Genomic DNA, 19,026 nt, shown 5'->3' on the forward strand with positions numbered 1-19,026 from the left:
CGGCTGCTGGCCAGCGCCGCCCGGGCGGAAGGGATCGGCCTGATCGTGACCGGGCATACCGCGGACGACCAGGCCGAGACGGTGCTGATGCGGCGCGATCGCAACGATGCGACCCGCGGCGAGGGACGGGGCCTGGCCGGCATGGCGCCCGCCACCCTGCATGACTGGCGCGACTGGATCTTGCGGCCGCTTCTTGGCGTGCGGCGCCATGCGCTACGCGACTTCCTGCGGCTCCAACAAGTCGGCTGGGCCGAGGACCCGACCAATGCCGATAAAGCCTTCGAGCGGCCCCGCATGCGCGCAGCCGTTGCCGGGGAGGCTGGCGCACAACGCATGAACGACGCGCTGGCGTTGGCCGCGCGGCAGGCCGGCGACCGGACGCGGCTTGGCGGTGAGGCAGCCCGTCTGATCGAGCGCTTTGCCAGCCAGCCGGCGGCGGGCCTCATCCGGCTCGATCCGGCCCTGCTCGGCGCCGGCGCCGATCGGGCGGCCGTATACGCACTGCGCGTTCTCCTGGCGACGTCAGGTGGGGTTGCCTTCCTTCCGGACCAGGCCCGCGGCGAAGCGTTGTTCGCCCGGCTGAAAGCCGGATTTCTTTGCGCCACATTGTCGCGGACAGTGATCGACTTCCGGCGCGCCGGCATCTTCCTGCGTCGGGAGATGCGCGGCTTGCCGGCAGCGGCGGTAACGATCGACGGCGCCATCTGGGACGGGCGCCGCCAAATCACATTGAACGACGCCGGCGGCGCATTGTTGATCGCGCCATTCGGGGCAATGGCGGCGAAGCGGCTGGCTGTAGGCGGGGGCGAAACCCCGCCAAGCCTGCTGCGTGCGGCCTTGGCGGCGGAACCAGGATGGCCGCAACCCGTCGAGAAGGTGGGTCCGGAGCCTGATAGGCCGACATCGCAAGGGTTCGCGGCCTCGGCGGTCGTTGCTCCCTTTGCCCGTTTCCTGCCGTCCTTCGACCTAGCCCCGGCGCGCGCCGTCGCCGAGTTGATCGGCGCGGCGCCGCTTCCCGCCTTGCCATTGCGTGGTCACAGTGTCGGTTGATGCTAGCCGAAAGCTTAACCCAGACATGCTGTTCTGCTTGGCAAGGGGGTACGGTCTCCCTATGTTAGGCCCAAGTTTCCTCTCATGATGCTGTCCGCTCGCGGACGCCAACGGGACAATTGATGAATCCGAACTATCGCAACCTCGCGCTCTGGGCGATCATAGCGGTCCTGCTCATCGCCCTCTTCAATCTGTTCCAGACGCCGCAGACGCGCGGGGCTTCGAGCGATGTGCCTTATTCGCAGTTCCTGCAGGATGTCGCGGCCGGCCGGGTCAAGACGGTGACCATCGCGGGCGCCCGCATCACCGGCACCTACACCGACAATTCCAGCGGCTTCCAAACCTATTCGCCCGGCGATCCCCAACTGGTCTCGCGGCTGCAGGACAAGAACGTCACCATCAATGCGCGGCCCGAGACCGACGGCTCCAATTCGCTGTTCGGCTATCTAATCTCGTGGCTGCCGATGATCCTCATCCTCGGCGTGTGGATTTTCTTCATGCGCCAGATGCAGTCCGGCTCCGGGCGCGCCATGGGCTTCGGCAAGTCGAAGGCCAAGCTGCTTACCGAGGCGCATGGCCGCGTCACCTTCCAGGACGTCGCCGGCGTCGACGAAGCCAAGGAAGACCTCGAGGAGATCGTCGAATTCCTGCGCGATCCGCAGAAGTTCCAGCGCCTCGGCGGCAAGATTCCGCGCGGCGTGCTGCTGGTCGGCCCTCCCGGCACCGGCAAGACGCTGCTTGCCCGCTCGGTCGCCGGCGAAGCCAACGTGCCGTTCTTCACCATTTCGGGCTCGGATTTCGTCGAGATGTTCGTCGGCGTCGGCGCATCCCGTGTCCGCGACATGTTCGACCAGGCCAAGAAGAACGCGCCCTGCATCATCTTCATCGACGAAATCGACGCCGTCGGCCGCCATCGCGGTGCCGGCCTCGGCGGCGGCAATGACGAGCGCGAGCAGACGCTGAACCAGTTGCTGGTCGAGATGGACGGCTTCGAGTCCAACGAAAGCATCATCCTGATCGCCGCCACCAACCGGCCCGACGTGCTCGATCCGGCGTTGCTGCGTCCAGGCCGTTTCGACCGCCAGGTGGTGGTGCCGAACCCAGACATCGTCGGCCGCGAGAAGATCCTCAAGGTACATGTGCGCAACGTGCCGCTGGCGCCCAATGTCGACCTCAAGGTCGTCGCTCGTGGTACGCCCGGATTCTCCGGCGCAGACCTGATGAACCTGGTCAACGAATCCGCGCTGATGGCGGCGCGGCGCAACAAGCGCCTCGTCACCATGGCCGAGTTCGAGGACGCCAAGGACAAGATCATGATGGGCGCCGAGCGCCGCTCGTCGGCCATGACCCAGGCCGAGAAGGAACTGACCGCCTATCACGAGGCCGGACACGCCATCCTGGCGCTTAACGTGCCGTCGGCCGATCCGCTGCACAAGGCGACCATCATCCCGCGCGGCCGCGCGCTCGGCATGGTCATGCAGTTGCCGGAAGGCGACCGCTACTCCATGAGTTACAAATACATGGTCTCGCGCCTCGCCATCATGATGGGCGGCCGCGTCGCCGAGGAGTTCAAGTTCGGCAAGGAGAACATCACGTCCGGTGCTTCCTCCGACATCGAGCAGGCGACCAAGCTGGCGCGCGCCATGGTCACGCGCTGGGGCTTCTCCGACAAACTCGGCCATGTCGCCTATGGCGACAACCAGGAGGAAGTGTTCCTCGGCCATTCGGTGGCGCGCACGCAGAACATCTCGGAAGAGACCGCGCAGATAATCGACGGCGAAGTGCGCCGCCTGATCGACGAGGCCTATTCGACGGCGAAGTCCGTGCTGACCAAGAAGAAGAAGGAATGGATCGCGCTGGCGCAGGGCCTGCTCGAATACGAGACGCTGTCCGGCGAGGAGATCAAGCAGCTGATCGCGGGCAACAAGCCCTCGCGCGACCTCGGCGACGACACGCCGCCGAGCCGTGGCTCGGCCGTGCCGAAGTCCGGCGGCCGCCGCAAGAAGGGTCCCGAGCCCGAAGGCGGCATGGAGCCACAGCCGTCAAGCTGAGCTGAGATCACCGGGTTCAAGAAAACGCCGCGGCTGCAACCCGCGGCGTTTTGCTATTCGGCGCTGATTACAACGCGTGGGGCGCCGGCGCGTCGGCCTTGCCGGGCCACTGCCGGTCCGTTCGCCCGGCGTGTTGCATGCCCCATATGGCAAGTGGGATCAGCGCATTGTCCAGTTCGATACCAAAGTCGGTGATCGAATATTCGACCCTGGGCGGCGCTTCGGCGAAGACCTGGCGATGGACGATGCCGTCCGCCTCCATTTCGCGCAGCTGCTGGATCAGCATTTTTTCGCTGATGTCGGGCACCAGCCGTTTCAGTTCCCCGAATCGCGCCGGTGCCTTGTGGATCTGCCAGAGCAGCAACGCTTTCCATTTGCCGCCGATCACCTCCAATGCCGGCCCCAGTCCGCAACTATCTGGCTGTTTCTTTCCCATGTTTCATCCAATTCTGAGCAATCGGTGGGTGGCTTACATTTTTGTCGGTACTTGAGAAAAACCAAGTCGGTCCATAGCTTCGGATCAGATCGCCAACACCGGCGAGCACCACAACACCATATCGGTACCCCGCTTCGGCCTGCAAAGGCCGTTGATGGCAGGATTTTGTCAAAAGGATGCATCATGACGCGATACGCAAACAGGAAAGCCGTGGTCGTCGGCGGGACGCACGGCATCGGGCTCGCTGTCGCCGAAGCGCTGGTCGAGGGCGGCGCCGAGGTGCTGGTCACCGGCCGTGACGAACGCAACATCGATGCCGCACGGGCCAGGCTGTTTTCGCGCGCCCATGTGGTGCGGTCCGACATCGGCGACATGGCCGCTATCGTTACACTCGGCGCCGAGGTCGGGCAGAAGCTCGGGCATATCGATTTCCTGCACATCAATGCTGGGGTCGCCAATCTGGAGCCGGTGCCGCAGGTGACCGAGGACAGCTACGACCGCATCTTCAACATCAACATTAAAGGCGCCTTCTTCACCGTCCAGCGGCTTTTGCCTCTGATCAGGGATGGCGGCGCCATCGTCTTCACCTCGTCGGTCGCCGACGAATCCGGCACCAGTGGCATGAGCGTCTATTCCGGATCGAAGGCAGCCCTCCGTGCTTTCGCCAAGGTGCTGGCCGCCGAGCTTCTGCCGCGCCGCATCCGCGTGAATGTGGTCAGCCCCGGCTTCATCGACACGCCGACCATGGGTGTGGCCGGTGCGTCCGAGGAAGAACGCGGAGCCTTCATGAGGATAGGCGATGCGGTCACGCCGATGAAGCGTCACGGCACGGTTGAGGAGGTGGCGCGGGCGGTGCTGTTCCTGGCTTTCGACGCGACCTTCACCACGGGTGCGCGGCTGACCGTCGATGGCGGCCTTGGGCAGGATCTGAGCCTGATGCCGGCGTGACCGGCAAAGCGAACAAAGGAGAAGCAGAATGAGTGATATCGCTGTAGTCGGGCTCGGCGCCATGGGCACGGCGCTCGCCGAAGCCTTACTGGACAAGGGACACGCGGTGACGGTGTGGAACCGTTCAGCGGCAAAGTCGGAGGTCGTCGGGGCCAAGGGCGCCATTGTGGCCAGGAATGTCGAGGAGGCCGTCAGGTCGAGCCCGCTGGTCGTGGCATGCCTTCTTGTCTATGACACTGTCCATGAGGTGCTCGGTCCCGCGGGGAACGCGCTCTCGGGCCGCACATTGGTCAATCTCACCAACGGTACACCCGAACAGGCGCGGGCGATGTCCGCCTGGGCCGCCCGATGCGGTGCCGACTACATCGACGGCGGCATCATGGCGGTACCGCCGATGATCGGCGGGCAGCATGCCTTGATACTCTATAGCGGGTCCAGGCAAGCATTCGACGCTCATGCAGGACGGCTCGATGCGCTCGGCACCAGCAAGTATCTTGGCGAGGATGCCGGTCTCGCGCCGCTCTACGACATCTCGCTCCTGGCCGGCATGTACGGGTTGTTCGCCGGTGTCCTGCAGGCATTGGCTTTGACGGGCAAGGCTGGGATTCCTGCCGGCGAATTCATGCCGCTGCTGACATCGTGGCTTAAGGCGATGCAAGGCGCGTTGCCGATATGGGCGCAACAGGTCGACAGCGGCGACCACACCAGCAACGTCGTTTCCAACCTGGGCATGCAGGCAGATGCCTATGTCAATCTGGTCGATGCCAGCCGGGCGGCTGATGTCAGCATCGAACTCGTCTTGCCGATGCAAAACCTTATGCGACGCGGTGTGGCGGCTGGCATGGCCAATGCCGATCTTTCAAGCTTGGTCGGGCTCCTCTCCAAACAAGACACTTGAGCTGGCCATTGCCTAGCAAAAAGCCCGCGAACCTTGCGGCTTGCGGGCATTGTTTTCAGATGCAGACGATCAGCCCTTCAGCTTGGCATTGCAGAGGCTGTAATAACCGCCGCCCTTCTGGATCCAGCGAAGGCCGTTCAACGTACCTGCCTCCTTGTTGCCATGGTAACCCTGCAGGCATGTCTTCATCCGTGCCTTCGCGGGCTTTTCGGTCTCGAACTCGGCGGCGAGGGTGGTCGGGAACGTTACGCCCGCGGGCGCTACAGTGGGGACAAGTGCCGCGCTGGTTTCCTTGTTCGGCTGTGGCGCGGTTTCGACCGTATCCGCGCTGACACTCTCCGCAGTGGTCGTCGCGCATTTCTCCTTGCGGAAAGCGGCCCAGTCCATGCCGTTCAGAGTGCCGCTCTCCTTGGCTGTCCGATACGTCTCGCCACATTCCTTCATCGTCAGTGCGCTTGCAGGGGCGACGCCCCAAGCAACCGATGCCGTCACAGCCAATACCGCCAATTTCAAACTGGGCATAAGATTCTCCTGGTTGATGACAAGGTAGATGCTTTTTGTATACTGTTTGTTCCCTTTATGTTCAATCAGAATTTTTGTGAGTTACCGACAGCCTTGCGGAGGGCAGTGGGAGCGAATTGATGATGCACAGCTCCCGCGATATGCGGACGCGAGCAAGACCCGGGCGTCTTCGCGCAACAAAAGGCCCGCGAGCAGATGCATCGCGGGCCTTGCCTGTCTTGCCAGATTTTCCGTCTAATTCAATTCGATCTCAACCGTCATGCTCCATGGATCCGGGGAATGCCACGTGGCTCAGCCCTTCAGCTTGGCATTGCAGAGGCTGTAAAAGCCGCCGCCCTTCTGGATCCACTTCAGGCCGCCGAGCGCGTTGGCGTCCTTAAGGACATAGTACTGATCAAGGCAGGTATGCATGCGGCCTTTTCCGGGGGTCTCGCTGGCATATTTCGCCGAGATCGCGGACGGGAAGGTGACACCCTTGGGGGCAACCGTCGTCGGCTTTGCGGGTTCCTTGGTGTAGCTCGCCTCGCTTGGAGCGGGCACGCTGTCGTCATCCGAGGCACTAGCGCCGCACTCGCTCTTGCGGAAGTCGTTCCACTTCATGCCCTTCAGCGTGTTCGCCGTCTTGGCAGCCTGATACTTGGTGCTGCATTCGGCCATGCTCAGGCCCTTGCCAGAAGCCGCGGCAGGCGCGGTCGTGGTCGCAGCCTTGGTGGTCGCCGGTTTGGTGGTGTCGGCGGATGCGCCAGCGGCGCATTCGGCCTTGCGGAAGTCGTTCCACTTCATGCCGTTCAATGTGCCGGCGGCCTTCGCCGCCTGGTACTTGGTGCTGCATTCCTTGGCGGTCAGGCCCTTGGCCGTGCTGTCGGTGGCCGCCGCGGCGGCCTTGGTGGTCTTGGCCGGCTTGGTTTCGGCCGGCTTGGCTTCGGCCGCCTTGGTCGTGGCCGCCTTGGTCGTGGCCGCCTTGGTGTCGGCGGTGGCAGCGGCGTCAGTGCCGCACTGTGCCTTGCGGAACTGGTTCCAGGTCGCCCCGGCGAGTGTCCCCGCGTCCTTGGCGGCATTATACTTCGTGCTGCACTCGGCCATCGTCAGCGCGTTGGCTGGCGCGGCCAGGAACAACGTCGCGACCGCAAGGCCGGTCAGAGTAGCAATTCGGTGGATGAGCATAGCGTTTCTCCGTGGCTGCAGCCCATTATACGTCCCAGCGAATCAATACCGCTCAACGGTCGGTTGCGCCAGATGCCAGGCGGCTTATATATCGCCGAAAATCGCTTTCTGACGACAAGGTGATGAAATCATTCGGCCTGACTGCCGCCGAGGCAAGAATTCTCGGGGTGCATCCGCGCCGAATGGCTCGCAAAACTGGTATATGTGACGCTACAGCCTCTCCGTGCTAGGCTGCGGCCATGTTGTGTGCACCGCACAACAATGATTTTCTAAGGATTGGTAACATATAATCACACAATGTGATCGAGGCACGACGGCCAATTGTGGCATGACGTGCCGGCTAAGGACAACCAAGGAAACTGACTGGCATGGCAGGGAATTACTTCGGCACGGACGGCATTCGCGGGCGCGCCAACAAGTTTCCGATGACGGCGGAAATCGCCATGCGGGTCGGCATGGCCGCCGGCCTTTCGTTCCAGCGCGGCAGCCATCGCCATCGCGTCGTGCTCGGCAAGGACACCAGGCTGTCCGGCTATATGATTGAAAACGCGATGGTGGCCGGCCTTTGCGCCGCCGGCATGGACGTGTTTCTGCTCGGCCCGATCCCGACGCCCGCGGTTGCCATGCTGGTGCGCTCGCTGCGCGCCGACATTGGCGTCATGATCTCGGCCTCCCACAATCCCTACTACGACAACGGCATCAAGCTTTTCGGCCCAGACGGCTACAAGCTGTCCGACGAGATCGAAGAGCGCATCGAGAGCATGCTCGACAAGGATATCGAACTGGCGCTCGCCGATTCCGACGGGCTTGGCCGCGCCAAGCGCGTCGACGGCGTGCATGACCGTTACATTGAATTCGCCAAGCGCACCTTGCCGCGCTCGATGTCGCTTTCGGGTCTACGGATCGTCGTCGACTGTGCCAACGGCGCGGCCTACAAGGTGGCGCCCGAGGCGCTGTGGGAACTGGGCGCCGAAGTCGTGGCCATCAATGTCGAGCCCAATGGCTTCAACATCAACAAGGAATGCGGCTCGACCCATCCAGCCGATCTGCAGAAAAAGGTGCACGAAGTGCGCGCCGACATCGGCATAGCGCTTGATGGTGATGCAGACCGGGTCGTCATCGTCGACGAGAACGGCGCCATCGTAGACGGCGACCAGATCATGGCGCTGATTGCCGAGTCCTGGCACCAGAGCGGGCGGCTGGCTGGCGGTGGCGTCGTTTCGACGGTCATGTCCAATCTCGGCCTCGAGCGCTTTCTCGGCGACATGAAGCTGCAATTGCACCGCACCAAGGTCGGCGACCGCTATGTCGTGGAGCATATGCGCGCGCATGGGCTCAATGTCGGCGGTGAGCAGTCGGGCCACATCGTGCTGTCCGACTTCTCGACCACGGGCGACGGGTTGGTCTCGGCATTGCAGGTGCTGGCCTGCATCAAGCGGCAGGGCCGCCCTGTCAGCGAACTGTCGAAGAAGTTCGAGCCGGTCCCGCAACTGCTGAAGAACGTTCGCATCGCCGGCGGAAAACCGTTGGAGGAAGCCCCGGTCAAGGCCGCGATCGAGGACGCCCGCCATCGTCTCGGCAAGGCCGGGCGGCTGGTCATCCGTCCATCCGGCACCGAGCCGCTGATCCGTGTGATGGCCGAGGGCGACGATCCGCAACTGGTCGAGGCCGTCGTCAACGACATCGTCGGGGTCATCTCGGAAACCCGCAGCAGCGCTGCCTGATCCCCGCCCGCCCGGAAGGCGTCACGCCGCCGCCTTCATTGCATCCAAGCCTCCCTCCGGCGGGTTTTTGTTGGTGGAGGGTCGGTCTCCCTCTGTCGAAATCTTCGCCGGATCTCTGGGATTTTAGAGATTCGTGGTTAATCGACAGGGTTAAACGCCTTTTAACTTTTGCAATTCATTATCCACGCCTGAAAGCCAATCTTATTCGGACACGATCGCCGTTCCGAGGTTTCTAGGGGTGACAAGCATGTTCAATACAGCAAGAAAGGCCCTGTTCGCGCTGCTGTTCGCGGGCTTGGCCTGGCCGGTGCTCGCAGCTGACCTGCCCGAGCCGCAGGTCGAAGAAGCGCCGCCGCCGGTCTATGAGCAACCGGTCGATGTCGGCGGCTGGTATATCCGTGGCGACATCGACTATCACAAGTCGAAGGTGGGTGACATCGACTACATCACCTATGGCGCCGCGCCTTGCCCGTGCGGGCCTCCAGTCGGGGTCGCCGGCAGCAAGTCCTTCGACTATGGCAAGCTCAAGGGCGGTTTCTCGCTAGGCGCCGGCGTCGGCTACAAGATCAACGAACACTTCCGCACCGACCTGACCGCCGACTACTGGTTCAAGTCGAACTTCAATGGTGGCACCTCGGACCTCACTACGGTCTCGGTCGAGTCGTCGAAGATGAGCGCCTTGCTGCTTCTGGCAAATGCCTATGTCGATATCGGAACCTGGCACGGTATCACGCCCTATGTCGGCGCCGGTATCGGCGGAGCGCGCGTCAAGTGGGATACTGTCTACGACCCGACCCCGGGCGCAACCGAGTCCAACCCCGGAACATCCAGCTGGCGCTTCGCGTACGCGGTAATGGCCGGCGCCTCCTACTGCTTGACCGACAAAGTCATCCTCGATGCTGGCTACCGCTTCTCCCATATTCAGGGCGGTCGCATGTTCGAGTATGGTCCAGCCGGCGCCACGCCGGGCGCCGGGCCGGGCTTCGATCACGGCTTCAACACCCACGAGGTGCGCGGCGGTCTGCGTTACCAGTTCGGCGGCAACAACGGTTGCGCCGCGCCGGTGGTGGCCTATCAGCCGGAGCCCGAGCCGATCTACACCAAGTAATCGCTTCGAAGTTTCCAGGAATTCGTCGACCGCCCGGCATCAGCCGGGCGGTTTTCGTTTGAGGTGACCCGAGGCCGGCCCGTTCGAAATCAATTCAATAACCCTCTGTTAGCCTTAACCGGCACTTAACCACTATGGTTAACAATGGCTCATGAAACATTGGCCGCCGTTGCTTGTTTGACGGCGCCGAATTCGGGAGCCGGGGACCATGTTATCAATATCGCGTATGGCGCTGGCGATTGCCGCACTGCTGTTGCCGCTGACGCCTACAATCGCCGCCGACTACGATCCGCCGATCTATGTCGACCAGGCGCCGGATTATGTGCCGGTCGAGGTCGGCTCCGGATGGTATCTGCGCGGTGACGTCTCCTATCTGGTGCAGAAGAGTTTCAAGAATGGGGATTTCACCTTCCCGTCGGCGATCAACAACGAAAACTTTAGCGAGAGCGAAGATGCAATTTTTGCGAGCGTCGGCTTCGGATATCATTTCAACGATTACCTCCGCGCCGATCTCAACTTCGGCTATTTGCCGGGTAACAAGGCAAGCTTCGGCTATGACGATACTGCTACCGCACCGGCTGGAACGTCGATCATGGGATCGGGAAACCTGAAGAACTATGCGTTCTCAGGCATACTCAATGGCTATGTTGACCTTGGCACCTATGTTGGAATCACACCGTATGTCGGTGCGGGTGTCGGCGTCGTCGTGAGCAAACGCAGCCTCTCCGCCAGCTATGCCGAAGAGGCCACCCCCGCCAACGATTTCACGCTTGATGACAGCAAGACGCAGTATTCCCTCGCCTATACGTTGAATGCCGGTCTTGCGTATCAAGTGTCCAAGAATGTTTCCGTCGATCTCGGCTATCAGTATTTTTCCGCGCCTAGCGTCGAATACGCGACCGCCGCGAGCCTGACTTCCTTTCCGGTCAAGAAAGGGATCAGCAATCACCAGATCAAGCTCGGGCTGCGCTACGATCTCTGGTAGACTTGGGCAGATCGGGACTTTGACGGCGGATCTCTCGGGGTCCGCCGTTTGCATTTGAAGTCACGCGATCCTGATCGCGGCGCATTCCTGTTTGATGCCTGCCGTAGCCCCAAAACCGCCGCGTACTTTTAGGGCGCCATGCATCGGTATCCCGCCAGCGACAAAAACTTTCCTCTTGACGCCCGATGCCTGAACGCATATCGCCGTCCGTGGGCCACCCCTCCCCAACGAGGGGCCACTATCTGGAAGGATAGACCACGATGACGACGCTTACGAAGCCCGGACTCCGTCCGGCAAACCCCAATTTCTCCTCTGGTCCCTGCGCGAAACGTCCCGGCTGGTCGGTCGAGGCGCTGAAAGCTGCCGCACTCGGCCGTTCCCACCGCGCCAAGATCGGCAAGACCAAGCTCGAGCAGGCGATCGCGTTGACGCGCGAGATACTCAAGGTCCCGACCGACTACCGGATCGGCATCGTGCCGGCCTCCGACACCGGTGCCGTCGAGATGGCGCTGTGGTCGCTGCTCGGCGAGCGCGGCGTCGACATGGTCGCCTGGGAGAGCTTCGGCTCCGGCTGGGTCACCGACGTGGTCAAGCAGCTGAAACTCGCCGATGTCAGAAAGATCGAGGCCGGTTATGGCGCGCTGCCTGACCTGACCAAGATCGATTTCGACCGCGACGTGGTCTTCACCTGGAACGGCACGACGTCGGGCGTGCGCGTGCCGGACGGTGACTTCATCCCCGCCGATCGCAAGGGCCTGACCATTTGCGACGCTACTTCCGCGGCCTTCGCGCAAAAGCTCGATTTCGAAAAGCTCGATGTCGTCACCTTCTCCTGGCAGAAGGTGCTGGGCGGCGAGGGTGCGCATGGCATGCTGATCCTGTCGCCGCGTGCCGTAGCGCGGCTGGAGAGCTACAAGCCTTCATGGCCGCTGCCGAAAATCTTCCGCCTGACCTCGGGCGGCAAGCTGATCGAGGGCATTTTCAAGGGCGAAACCATCAACACGCCGTCGATGCTTTGCGTCGAGGACTACCTCGACGCGTTGAACTGGGCGAAGTCGGTCGGCGGCCTCGAAGCGCTGATTGCCAGGGCGGACGCCAATGCCGCCGTGCTCGACCGGTTCGTGGAAAGATCGTCCTGGCTCGGCCATCTTGCGGTGACGCCGGCGACACGCTCGAACACGTCGGTCTGTTTGTCCTTCACCGACCCGGATATCGCGGCGCTCGACGCTGATGGACAGGCGGCCTTTGCCAAGGGCCTCGTCTCGACGCTCGACAAGGAAGGCGTCGCCTACGACATCGGTTCTTATCGCGATGCCCCGCCGGGATTACGCATCTGGTGCGGCGCAACCGTCGAGACCTCCGATCTCGAAGCGCTGCTGCCTTGGCTCGACTGGGCCTTTGCCAGCCAGAAGGCGTCGCTCAAAGCGGCCGCCTGAGAGTTTCCGTTGCGGCCCGAGGGCCGTCCGTTCCCGGATCAATCCATTTTCAAGGAGGCCGCCATGGCGCCCCGCGTTCTCGTCTCTGACAAACTCTCTCCAACCGCCGTGCAGATCTTCAAAGATCGCGGCGTCGAGGTCGACTATCTGCCCGACCTCGGCAAGGACAAGGAAAAGCTGCTCGAAGTGATCGGCAAGTATGACGGCCTCGCCATCCGTTCGGCGACCAAGGTCACCGAGAAGCTGATCAACGCGGCCACCAATCTCAAGGTCGTCGGTCGCGCCGGCATCGGCGTCGACAATGTCGATATTCCGGCGGCAAGCCGCAAGGGTATCATCGTGATGAACACGCCCTTCGGCAATTCGATCACGACGGCCGAACACGCCGTGGCGATGATCTTCGCGCTCGCCCGCCAGATCCCGGAAGCCAACGCTTCGACCCATGCCGGCAAATGGGAGAAGAACCGCTTCATGGGCGTCGAGATCACCGGCAAGACGCTGGGCGTCATCGGCTGCGGCAATATCGGTTCGATCGTCGCCACACGCGGCGTCGGGCTGAAGATGCACGTCGTCGCCTTCGACCCATTCCTGTCGGACAAGCGCGCCGAGGAGCTCGGCGTCGACAAGGTGGAGCTGGACGAACTCTTCGCCCGCGCCGACTTCATCACGCTGCACACGCCATTGACCGACAAGACCCGCAACATCATCGATGCGGCTGCGATCGCCAAGATGAAGAACGGCGTGCGCATCATCAACTGCGCGCGTGGCGGGCTGGTGGTCGAGGCCGACCTGGTCGCGGCGCTGAAGAGCGGCAAGGTGGCAGGCGCCGGCATCGACGTGTTCGAGGTCGAACCGGCGGAGCAGAATGTGCTGTTCGGCATGGAGAACGTGGTGGCGACACCACACCTTGGCGCCTCGACGGCGGAAGCGCAGGAGAATGTCGCGCTGCAGGTCGCCGAGCAGATGGCCGACTACCTGATCAAGGGCGCGGTCTCCAACGCCATCAACATGCCCTCGATCACGGCGGAAGAGGCGCCGCGGCTGAAGCCGTTCGTCAAGCTCGCCGAAGTGCTGGGCGCCTTTGTCGGCCAGGTCACCGAGGATCCGATCAGCGAGGTGGAGATCCTGTTCGACGGCTCGACCGCGACGATGAACACGCGCGCTTTGATCAGTGCCGCCCTGGCGGGATTGATCCGGCCGCAGGTCGCCGACGTCAACATGGTGTCGGCGCCGATCATGGTGAAGGAACGCGGCATCATCGTCGCCGAGGTCAAACGCGATAAATCGGGCGTCTTCGACGGCTATATCAAGCTCACGGTCAAGACCGAACATATGACTCGCTCGATCGCCGGTACCTGCTTTTCGGACGGCAAGCCGCGCTTCATCCAGATCAAGGGCATCAATCTCGACGCCGAGGTCGGCCAGCACATGCTGTATACGACCAATGCCGATGCGCCCGGCATTATCGGCCTGCTCGGTACTGTCTGCGGCGAGAACGGCGTCAACATCGCCAACTTCCAGCTCGGCCGCAACCGGCCGGGCGGCGACGCTATCGCACTGCTCTATCTCGACGCCCCGTTTCCGGAGAAGGTGCTGGAGCAGGTGCGCGACCATAAGTCGATCGATTCTGCAAAGCGGCTGCGGTTCGACGTGGGCGGGATCTAGCTCCCCACACCCTCTGAGGTGACAAGCCATACATCAGACGCCCCGTTTGCCGGCATGCATCCGGGGCGTTCCACGACCGCTGGAGCCGCCCGACGGTTTGCGTCGTCGCGGGCCCCGCCGCAGGCGTCGCGCCAAGGGCGCCCTTGCGTCAAGCTGCCGCAAGATGTCCTTTTTAGCCATCAGTACATTAGAGTAGACAGATAAGCATAAGGACTGGCCCAATCTAACGATTTTGTGATCTGCTTGACGATCCCGGTTTCTTTCCGCACGCTGCAGTCAATTGACGGATATGACCTAACTTTAACTGTTGGTCATGATTTTGCGCGCAACATCCGGCGCGCCTCTGTTGCTGTCGTGGTGCCTTCGATGGATCATCGCAGCACAGTCCGACCGAGCCGGGGCCTTTTTCTGTCGGCGATTGCGCGGGCTGTCATACCCGGCCGGGCGGCAAGCCGCTGGCCGGTGGCCTGCCGCTCGAAACGCCTTTCGGCGCACTGGTGCCGCCCAACATCACGCCAATTGGTCCGAGGCCGATTTCCGCAACATGATGAAGTCGGGCGTCGGCCACAATGGCGTGCGGCTCTATCCCGCCATGCCTTACCCCGCCTATACCAGGGATGAACGAGCAGGATATTTCCGACCTGTGGGCCTACATGACCACGATCGACCCGGTCTCGAACAAGGTCGAAGCCAACCAGCTGCCGTTCCCGCTGAACATCCGGCTGGCAATGTGGGGCTGGAACCTACTCAACTTCAGCGAGGCAAGCTTCCAGGCCGACCCCTCCAAATCGGCGGAATGGAACCGCGGCGCCTATATCGTCCAGGGCGCCGGGCACTGCGGCACCTGCCACACGCCCAAATCGTTCCTTGGAGCGGACCAAGACAGCGGCTTCCTGCAAGGCGCCTCGCTGCAAGGCTGGTTCGCCCCCGACATCACCAACAATGCTCAGTCTGGCCTAGGCAAATGGTCGCAAGAGGATGTGGTCGCCTACCTCAAGACCGGCGTCAACGCGCATTCGATCGCATCCGGTCCGATGGCCGAGGCGATCGAGATCTCGACCTCCAAGATGCGGATCCCGACCTCAAGGCCGTGGCCGTCTATCTCAAGAGCCTGGGGCCGGACACCGGCAATGCGCAGGCGCCCAAGCCCGACGAGGCGCGGATGGTGGCGGGCGCGGCGATTTATCATGACAATTGCTCGGCCTGCCATGGCGGCGATGGCGCCGGGGCCGGAGCGCTTTTCCCAGCGCTGGTCGGCAACTCGATCGTCGCGCAGGGCAATCCCGAGACCCTGGCTCGCGTCGTTCTCGCCGAAAGCCAGGCGGTGCACACGGCCGGTGCGCCGACGACGCCTTCGATGCCCTCGCTGGCATGGCGGGTGAAGGACCAGGAAATCGCCGACGTGCTGAGCCTTGTGCGCGGCAGCTGGGGCAATTCCGCTCCGGCGGTCTCGTCGGACGATATCGCGGCGGTGCGCAAGGAACTGGTGCGGTAATAATCCCGGCGCGACGTCAGAAGCCAGACGCCATCTTGCGCCCGCTGTACTCGGCGAGCCCGATGCCGCCCAGAACGAGGACCAGCGCCAGCGCCTGATAGAGCTGGAACGTCTCGCCGACGATCAGCACCGAAAGCAGCGTGCCGAAGATCGGCACCAGATTGATGAACAAGCCGGCCCGGTTGGCGCCGATCAGTTCGTTGCCCCTGATATAGGTTATCTGCGAGATAACCGAAGCGCCGATCGCCGTATAGACGATGACCGCCCAGCCGCGGGCGTCGGGCACGATCACCTTGCCGGCGGCGGCTTCCCACAGGAAGAAGGGCAGTGAGGTGATGAGCGCGGCGAACGACATGGCCAGCATCAGGCTTTGCCAGCGCATCGCCGGCTTCAGCCGCAACCCGACCGAATAGCTGCTGTAGAGAACGACCGCGACCAGCATGATGGCGTCGCCGAAATTGAGCTCCAGCGTCAGCAGCCGGCGCGGATCGCCATGGCAGGCGGTCAGGATGACGCCGAAGACGGTCAGCACCACGCCGGCTATCTGCGCCCAGTTCACGCGCAGGCGGAAGAAAACGAAATTGGCTGTCATGATCAGGATCGGCATCGCCGCCTGTTCGATCGAGACATTGATCGCCGTGGTGTAGTTGAGGGCGGTGTAGAAGATGGTGTTGAACAGGGTGAAGCCGCTGGCGCCAAGCGCTGCCAGCACGAGCCAGTGCCGGCGCACGACGGGCCAATCCTCCTGGATCGTGCGCCAGCCGATCGGCAGCAGGATCGCCACGGCCAGCATCCAGCGCAGGAAGACCAGCGTCATAGGCGAGACGTGGCCGACCGCCAGCTTGCCGGCCACCGAATTGCCGCCCCACAGCAAGGTGGTGAGCAGCAGGAACATGTAGGCGTTTCGATGCATCGCGGGCTTCCGGCCGCGGGATGGGCCGCGGTGTTTGCCGGCCTATTGCCCCGGCCAGCCCAAGTAAATGATGTCAAAGCCGAAAATTGTTGTGCCTCAGGGCATTTTCGGCGGCAAAGAAAGGTCGCACTCGCGAGGTCTTGACGCTATAGAGGCCTGTCGTTTCGAACCATATCCAAGCCGCGCGGCGGCGTCTCAAGGGAAAAGAAACATGGCCAATGTGGTGGTCGTCGGCTCGCAGTGGGGCGACGAAGGCAAGGGCAAGATCGTCGACTGGCTGTCGGAGCGCGCCGATGTCGTGGTGCGCTTCCAGGGCGGCCACAATGCCGGCCACACACTGGTCGTCGACGGCAAGGTCTACAAGCTGTCGCTGCTGCCTTCGGGCGTCGTGCGGGAAGGCAAGCTGTCCATCATCGGCAATGGCGTGGTCTTCGATCCGCATGCTTTCGTCGCCGAGGTGCAGAAACTGAAAGGCCAGGGCGTGGACGTGACGCCGGATCGCCTGAAAATAGCCGAAAACACGGCGCTTATCCTGTCCGTACACCGGGAGTTGGACGGGTTTCGCGAGGATGCCGCTTCGAATTCCGGAACAAAGATTGGCACGACCCGACGTGGGATCGGCCCCGCCTACGAGGACAAGGTGGGCCGGCGTGCCGTGCGGGTGATGGATCTGGCGGATTTGGAAACTTTGCCCGTGAAGGTCGACAGGCTGCTGACGCACCACAATGCGCTGCGTCGTGGGCTCGGCCATGACGAAGTCACGCATGATGCGATCATGCAGGAATTGACCTCGGTCGCGAACGACATCCTGCCCTACATGGACCGCGTCTGGAAGGTGCTCGACGACAAGCGCCGCGCCGGCGAGCGCATCCTGTTCGAGGGCGCGCAAGGCACGCTGCTCGACATCGACCACGGCACCTATCCGTTCGTCACTTCGTCCAACACGGTCGCCGGCCAGGCCGCCGCCGGCTCCGGCGTCGGCCCGGGCGCCATCGGCTATGTTCTCGGCATCACAAAGGCCTACACGACGCGTGTTGGCGAAGGTCCGTTCCCGACCGAGCAGAAGAACGAGATCGGCGAATTCCTCGGCACGCGCGGCCATGAATTCGGTGTCGTCACTGGGCGCAAGCGCCGCTGCGGCTGGTTCGACGCGGTGCTGGTGCGCCAGGCGGTTGCCGTCAACGGCATCAAAGGCATCGCGCTGACCAAGCTCGACGTGCTCGACGGGTTGGATGAGATCAAGGTCTGCACCGGCTACAGGCTGGACGGCGAGACGATCGACTATCTGCCGGCAAGCCAGGGCGCCCAGGCTCGCGTGGAACCCATCTACGAGACGTTGGAAGGCTGGAAGGGCACCACCGCCGGCGCACGTAGCTGGAACGATCTTCCGGCCCAGGCCGTCAAATATGTCCGATACATAGAGGAGTTGATCGGCGCGCCGGTCGCGCTCCTCTCCACCAGCCCTGAACGGGACGACACGATACTTGTGACCGATCCGTTTCAAGACTAGTTTCTCAAGCCTTCCCGGGCGTTGCGGCTGATTTGCGGAGGCCGGTCCGGAAGCAAAATACAGGTCGACTGACGCATGGCGAAAGATTTCGTTTCTGCTCTGAGGGACACGATAAACAATTTTGGCGATCCCACGCCTGAGCTGCGGGCCAAAGTCTACGACAAAGCGCGCTCGACGATTGCAAAGAAGATTGCCGAGCGCGATCCGCCCCTTTCGCCGTCGGATGCCGAAAGGCAGAAGCGCGGGCTGGAAGATGCCATATCGAGCCTTGAGCGTGAGTACATCAAAAGCGTGCCGGAGACCGATCCGCTCGCGGAACTGGAAAACATCTTTTCCTCCATCGACCGCAACAAGAACCAGTCGAACCACGTCAAGCAGCCGGTCAAGGCCGAACCGGCTCCCACTCCGTCCCCGTATCGGCCCGCCCCTGCCGCGGCCAGCCCGGAGCCATACAAACCGGCGCAGCCCGTTGCCAATGTCGAGCCCTACCGGGCTGCTCCAGCCGCCAAGGTCGAGCCAGGCTGGCAAAGGTCGACGCTGGTGCAGCCCGCTCCGGACTTTTCCGAAGAGACCTTGCCGGGGATGGACGCGGATCGGGACGACGACCAGGACGACGTCTTTGCCGATGACGAAGCGCCGGTGGCCACCGACACTTTCGAGCGTTTGCGCCCGGCCGAACGCAAGCGCAGCTATGGCGGGCTGATCGCCGCCGTCGTCGCACTGCTGGTCGTTGCCGGCGGCGGCTACGGCATCTGGCTGAACAAGGATGCCTTCGGCAAGATGTTGGGCCTGGACGGCAACAAGGTTGTTGCCAAGACCGAACCGGTGAAGACGACACCGGCCAAGCCGGCGACCGATACCACGGCCACGCCACCGGCGCCGGCGACCGGCGCGGAAGGCACGAAATTCACGCAGCGGCTGACGCCGGAAGGCGGCGAAACCGACCCAGGCCCAGCCGGTGGGCAAAGCGGCATAGGCGAGGGCGAATCCGTCGCCGCGCTGACGACACCGCCGACGGCAACGAATGCGCCGGCCACGGCAGCGCCGGCGGTTCCCGCGCCGGCTGCCAATACGCCTGCTGCCGGTACGCCCGCGGCAGGCGCGCCAACCGCGACCACGCC

15 protein-coding genes and 1 pseudogene are annotated in these 19,026 nt (G+C 63.0%); 12 read left to right on the forward strand and 4 right to left on the reverse strand.

The window, feature by feature from the left end:
- Both X742_RS141240 and ftsH read left to right on the forward strand, forming a co-directional pair.
- Positions 1-1,050: ATP-binding protein (locus tag X742_RS141240; protein ID WP_023775385.1), on the forward strand; the 1,050-nt coding region annotated here is incomplete at its 5' end.
- A gap of 122 nt (positions 1,051-1,172) precedes the next feature.
- Positions 1,173-3,101 carry an ATP-dependent zinc metalloprotease FtsH gene (gene ftsH, locus X742_RS141235; protein WP_023775386.1) on the forward strand — a complete coding sequence of 643 codons (1,929 nt, stop codon included), beginning with the start codon at positions 1,173-1,175 and terminating at the stop codon, positions 3,099-3,101.
- Positions 3,102-3,168: 67 nt separating this feature from the next.
- Here the strand turns inward: ftsH and X742_RS0139035 are convergent, their stop codons facing one another.
- A complete protein-coding gene (locus tag X742_RS0139035) occupies positions 3,169-3,537 on the reverse strand; it encodes a helix-turn-helix domain-containing protein (RefSeq protein WP_023784275.1) in 369 nt (122 codons plus the stop codon).
- Between the two features lie 183 nt (positions 3,538-3,720).
- Between X742_RS0139035 and X742_RS141230 the strand changes: the two genes are divergently transcribed.
- Positions 3,721-4,485: an SDR family oxidoreductase gene (locus X742_RS141230; protein ID WP_023775388.1), complete on the forward strand. Its 765-nt coding sequence runs from the start codon at positions 3,721-3,723 to the stop codon at positions 4,483-4,485.
- A 28-nt stretch (positions 4,486-4,513) separates the two neighbouring features.
- Entirely contained in the window at positions 4,514-5,383 is an 870-nt protein-coding gene (locus X742_RS141225) for an NAD(P)-binding domain-containing protein (protein WP_023794869.1), read from the forward strand.
- 69 nt (positions 5,384-5,452) lie between these two features.
- On the opposite strand, the gene X742_RS141220 is transcribed toward X742_RS141225, so the two are convergent.
- Positions 5,453-5,905 (reverse strand): hypothetical protein, encoded by a 453-nt coding sequence (locus X742_RS141220; protein WP_031248726.1) that lies wholly within the window; start codon positions 5,903-5,905, stop codon positions 5,453-5,455.
- 291 nt (positions 5,906-6,196) lie between these two features.
- Positions 6,197-7,069, reverse strand: coding sequence for a hypothetical protein (locus X742_RS141215; protein WP_023775391.1), 873 nt, complete (start codon positions 7,067-7,069; stop codon positions 6,197-6,199).
- A 368-nt stretch (positions 7,070-7,437) separates the two neighbouring features.
- On the opposite strand from X742_RS141215, the gene glmM reads away from it, so the two are divergent.
- The 6 genes from glmM (at position 7,438) to X742_RS1000000176265 (ending at position 15,482) form a co-directional block, all read left to right on the forward strand.
- Positions 7,438-8,793, forward strand: coding sequence for a phosphoglucosamine mutase (gene glmM, locus X742_RS141210; protein WP_015315278.1), 1,356 nt, complete (start codon positions 7,438-7,440; stop codon positions 8,791-8,793).
- Positions 8,794-9,040: 247 nt separating this feature from the next.
- Positions 9,041-9,901 (forward strand): outer membrane protein, encoded by an 861-nt coding sequence (locus X742_RS141205; RefSeq protein WP_023775392.1) that lies wholly within the window; start codon positions 9,041-9,043, stop codon positions 9,899-9,901.
- A gap of 208 nt (positions 9,902-10,109) precedes the next feature.
- Positions 10,110-10,886 (forward strand): outer membrane beta-barrel protein, encoded by a 777-nt coding sequence (locus X742_RS141200; protein WP_023794872.1) that lies wholly within the window; start codon positions 10,110-10,112, stop codon positions 10,884-10,886.
- Positions 10,887-11,146: 260 nt separating this feature from the next.
- Positions 11,147-12,322, forward strand: a complete 1,176-nt coding sequence (locus X742_RS141195; RefSeq protein WP_023775394.1) for a phosphoserine transaminase — start codon at positions 11,147-11,149, stop codon at positions 12,320-12,322.
- Positions 12,323-12,385: 63 nt separating this feature from the next.
- Entirely contained in the window at positions 12,386-13,987 is a 1,602-nt protein-coding gene (gene serA / locus X742_RS141190) for a phosphoglycerate dehydrogenase (protein ID WP_023784281.1), read from the forward strand.
- A 1,090-nt stretch (positions 13,988-15,077) separates the two neighbouring features.
- Entirely contained in the window at positions 15,078-15,482 is a 405-nt protein-coding gene (locus tag X742_RS1000000176265; protein ID WP_023775397.1) for a cytochrome c, read from the forward strand.
- 16 nt (positions 15,483-15,498) lie between these two features.
- Here X742_RS1000000176265 and X742_RS141185 read toward each other — a convergent pair whose 3' ends face one another.
- Positions 15,499-16,395, reverse strand: coding sequence for a DMT family transporter (locus tag X742_RS141185; RefSeq protein ID WP_023775398.1), 897 nt, complete (start codon positions 16,393-16,395; stop codon positions 15,499-15,501).
- 211 nt (positions 16,396-16,606) lie between these two features.
- On the opposite strand from X742_RS141185, the gene X742_RS141180 reads away from it, so the two are divergent.
- Together X742_RS141180 and X742_RS141175 are read left to right on the forward strand one after the other, a co-directional pair.
- Positions 16,607-17,905, forward strand: coding sequence for an adenylosuccinate synthase (locus X742_RS141180; RefSeq protein ID WP_023775399.1), 1,299 nt, complete (start codon positions 16,607-16,609; stop codon positions 17,903-17,905).
- Between the two features lie 75 nt (positions 17,906-17,980).
- Positions 17,981-19,026 (forward strand): annotated as a pseudogene (locus X742_RS141175) (hypothetical protein); the annotation flags it as partial.

This window comes from Mesorhizobium sp. LNHC229A00 (assembly GCF_000502415.1).
Classification (GTDB): domain Bacteria; phylum Pseudomonadota; class Alphaproteobacteria; order Rhizobiales; family Rhizobiaceae; genus Mesorhizobium.

Excerpts from the sequence above, each read along its gene's own strand:
- ftsH (WP_023775386.1), top strand. The coding sequence starts at position 1,173 with ATGAATCCGAACTATCGCAACCTCGCGCTCTGGGCGATCATAGCGGTC.
- X742_RS0139035 (WP_023784275.1), bottom strand. The coding sequence starts at position 3,537 with ATGGGAAAGAAACAGCCAGATAGTTGCGGACTGGGGCCGGCATTGGAG.
- X742_RS141230 (WP_023775388.1), top strand. The coding sequence starts at position 3,721 with ATGACGCGATACGCAAACAGGAAAGCCGTGGTCGTCGGCGGGACGCAC.
- X742_RS141225 (WP_023794869.1), top strand. The coding sequence starts at position 4,514 with ATGAGTGATATCGCTGTAGTCGGGCTCGGCGCCATGGGCACGGCGCTC.
- X742_RS141220 (WP_031248726.1), bottom strand. The coding sequence starts at position 5,905 with ATGCCCAGTTTGAAATTGGCGGTATTGGCTGTGACGGCATCGGTTGCT.
- X742_RS141215 (WP_023775391.1), bottom strand. The coding sequence starts at position 7,069 with ATGCTCATCCACCGAATTGCTACTCTGACCGGCCTTGCGGTCGCGACG.
- glmM (WP_015315278.1), top strand. The coding sequence starts at position 7,438 with ATGGCAGGGAATTACTTCGGCACGGACGGCATTCGCGGGCGCGCCAAC.
- X742_RS141205 (WP_023775392.1), top strand. The coding sequence starts at position 9,041 with ATGTTCAATACAGCAAGAAAGGCCCTGTTCGCGCTGCTGTTCGCGGGC.
- X742_RS141200 (WP_023794872.1), top strand. The coding sequence starts at position 10,110 with ATGTTATCAATATCGCGTATGGCGCTGGCGATTGCCGCACTGCTGTTG.
- X742_RS141195 (WP_023775394.1), top strand. The coding sequence starts at position 11,147 with ATGACGACGCTTACGAAGCCCGGACTCCGTCCGGCAAACCCCAATTTC.
- serA (WP_023784281.1), top strand. The coding sequence starts at position 12,386 with ATGGCGCCCCGCGTTCTCGTCTCTGACAAACTCTCTCCAACCGCCGTG.
- X742_RS141185 (WP_023775398.1), bottom strand. The coding sequence starts at position 16,395 with ATGCATCGAAACGCCTACATGTTCCTGCTGCTCACCACCTTGCTGTGG.
- X742_RS141180 (WP_023775399.1), top strand. The coding sequence starts at position 16,607 with ATGGCCAATGTGGTGGTCGTCGGCTCGCAGTGGGGCGACGAAGGCAAG.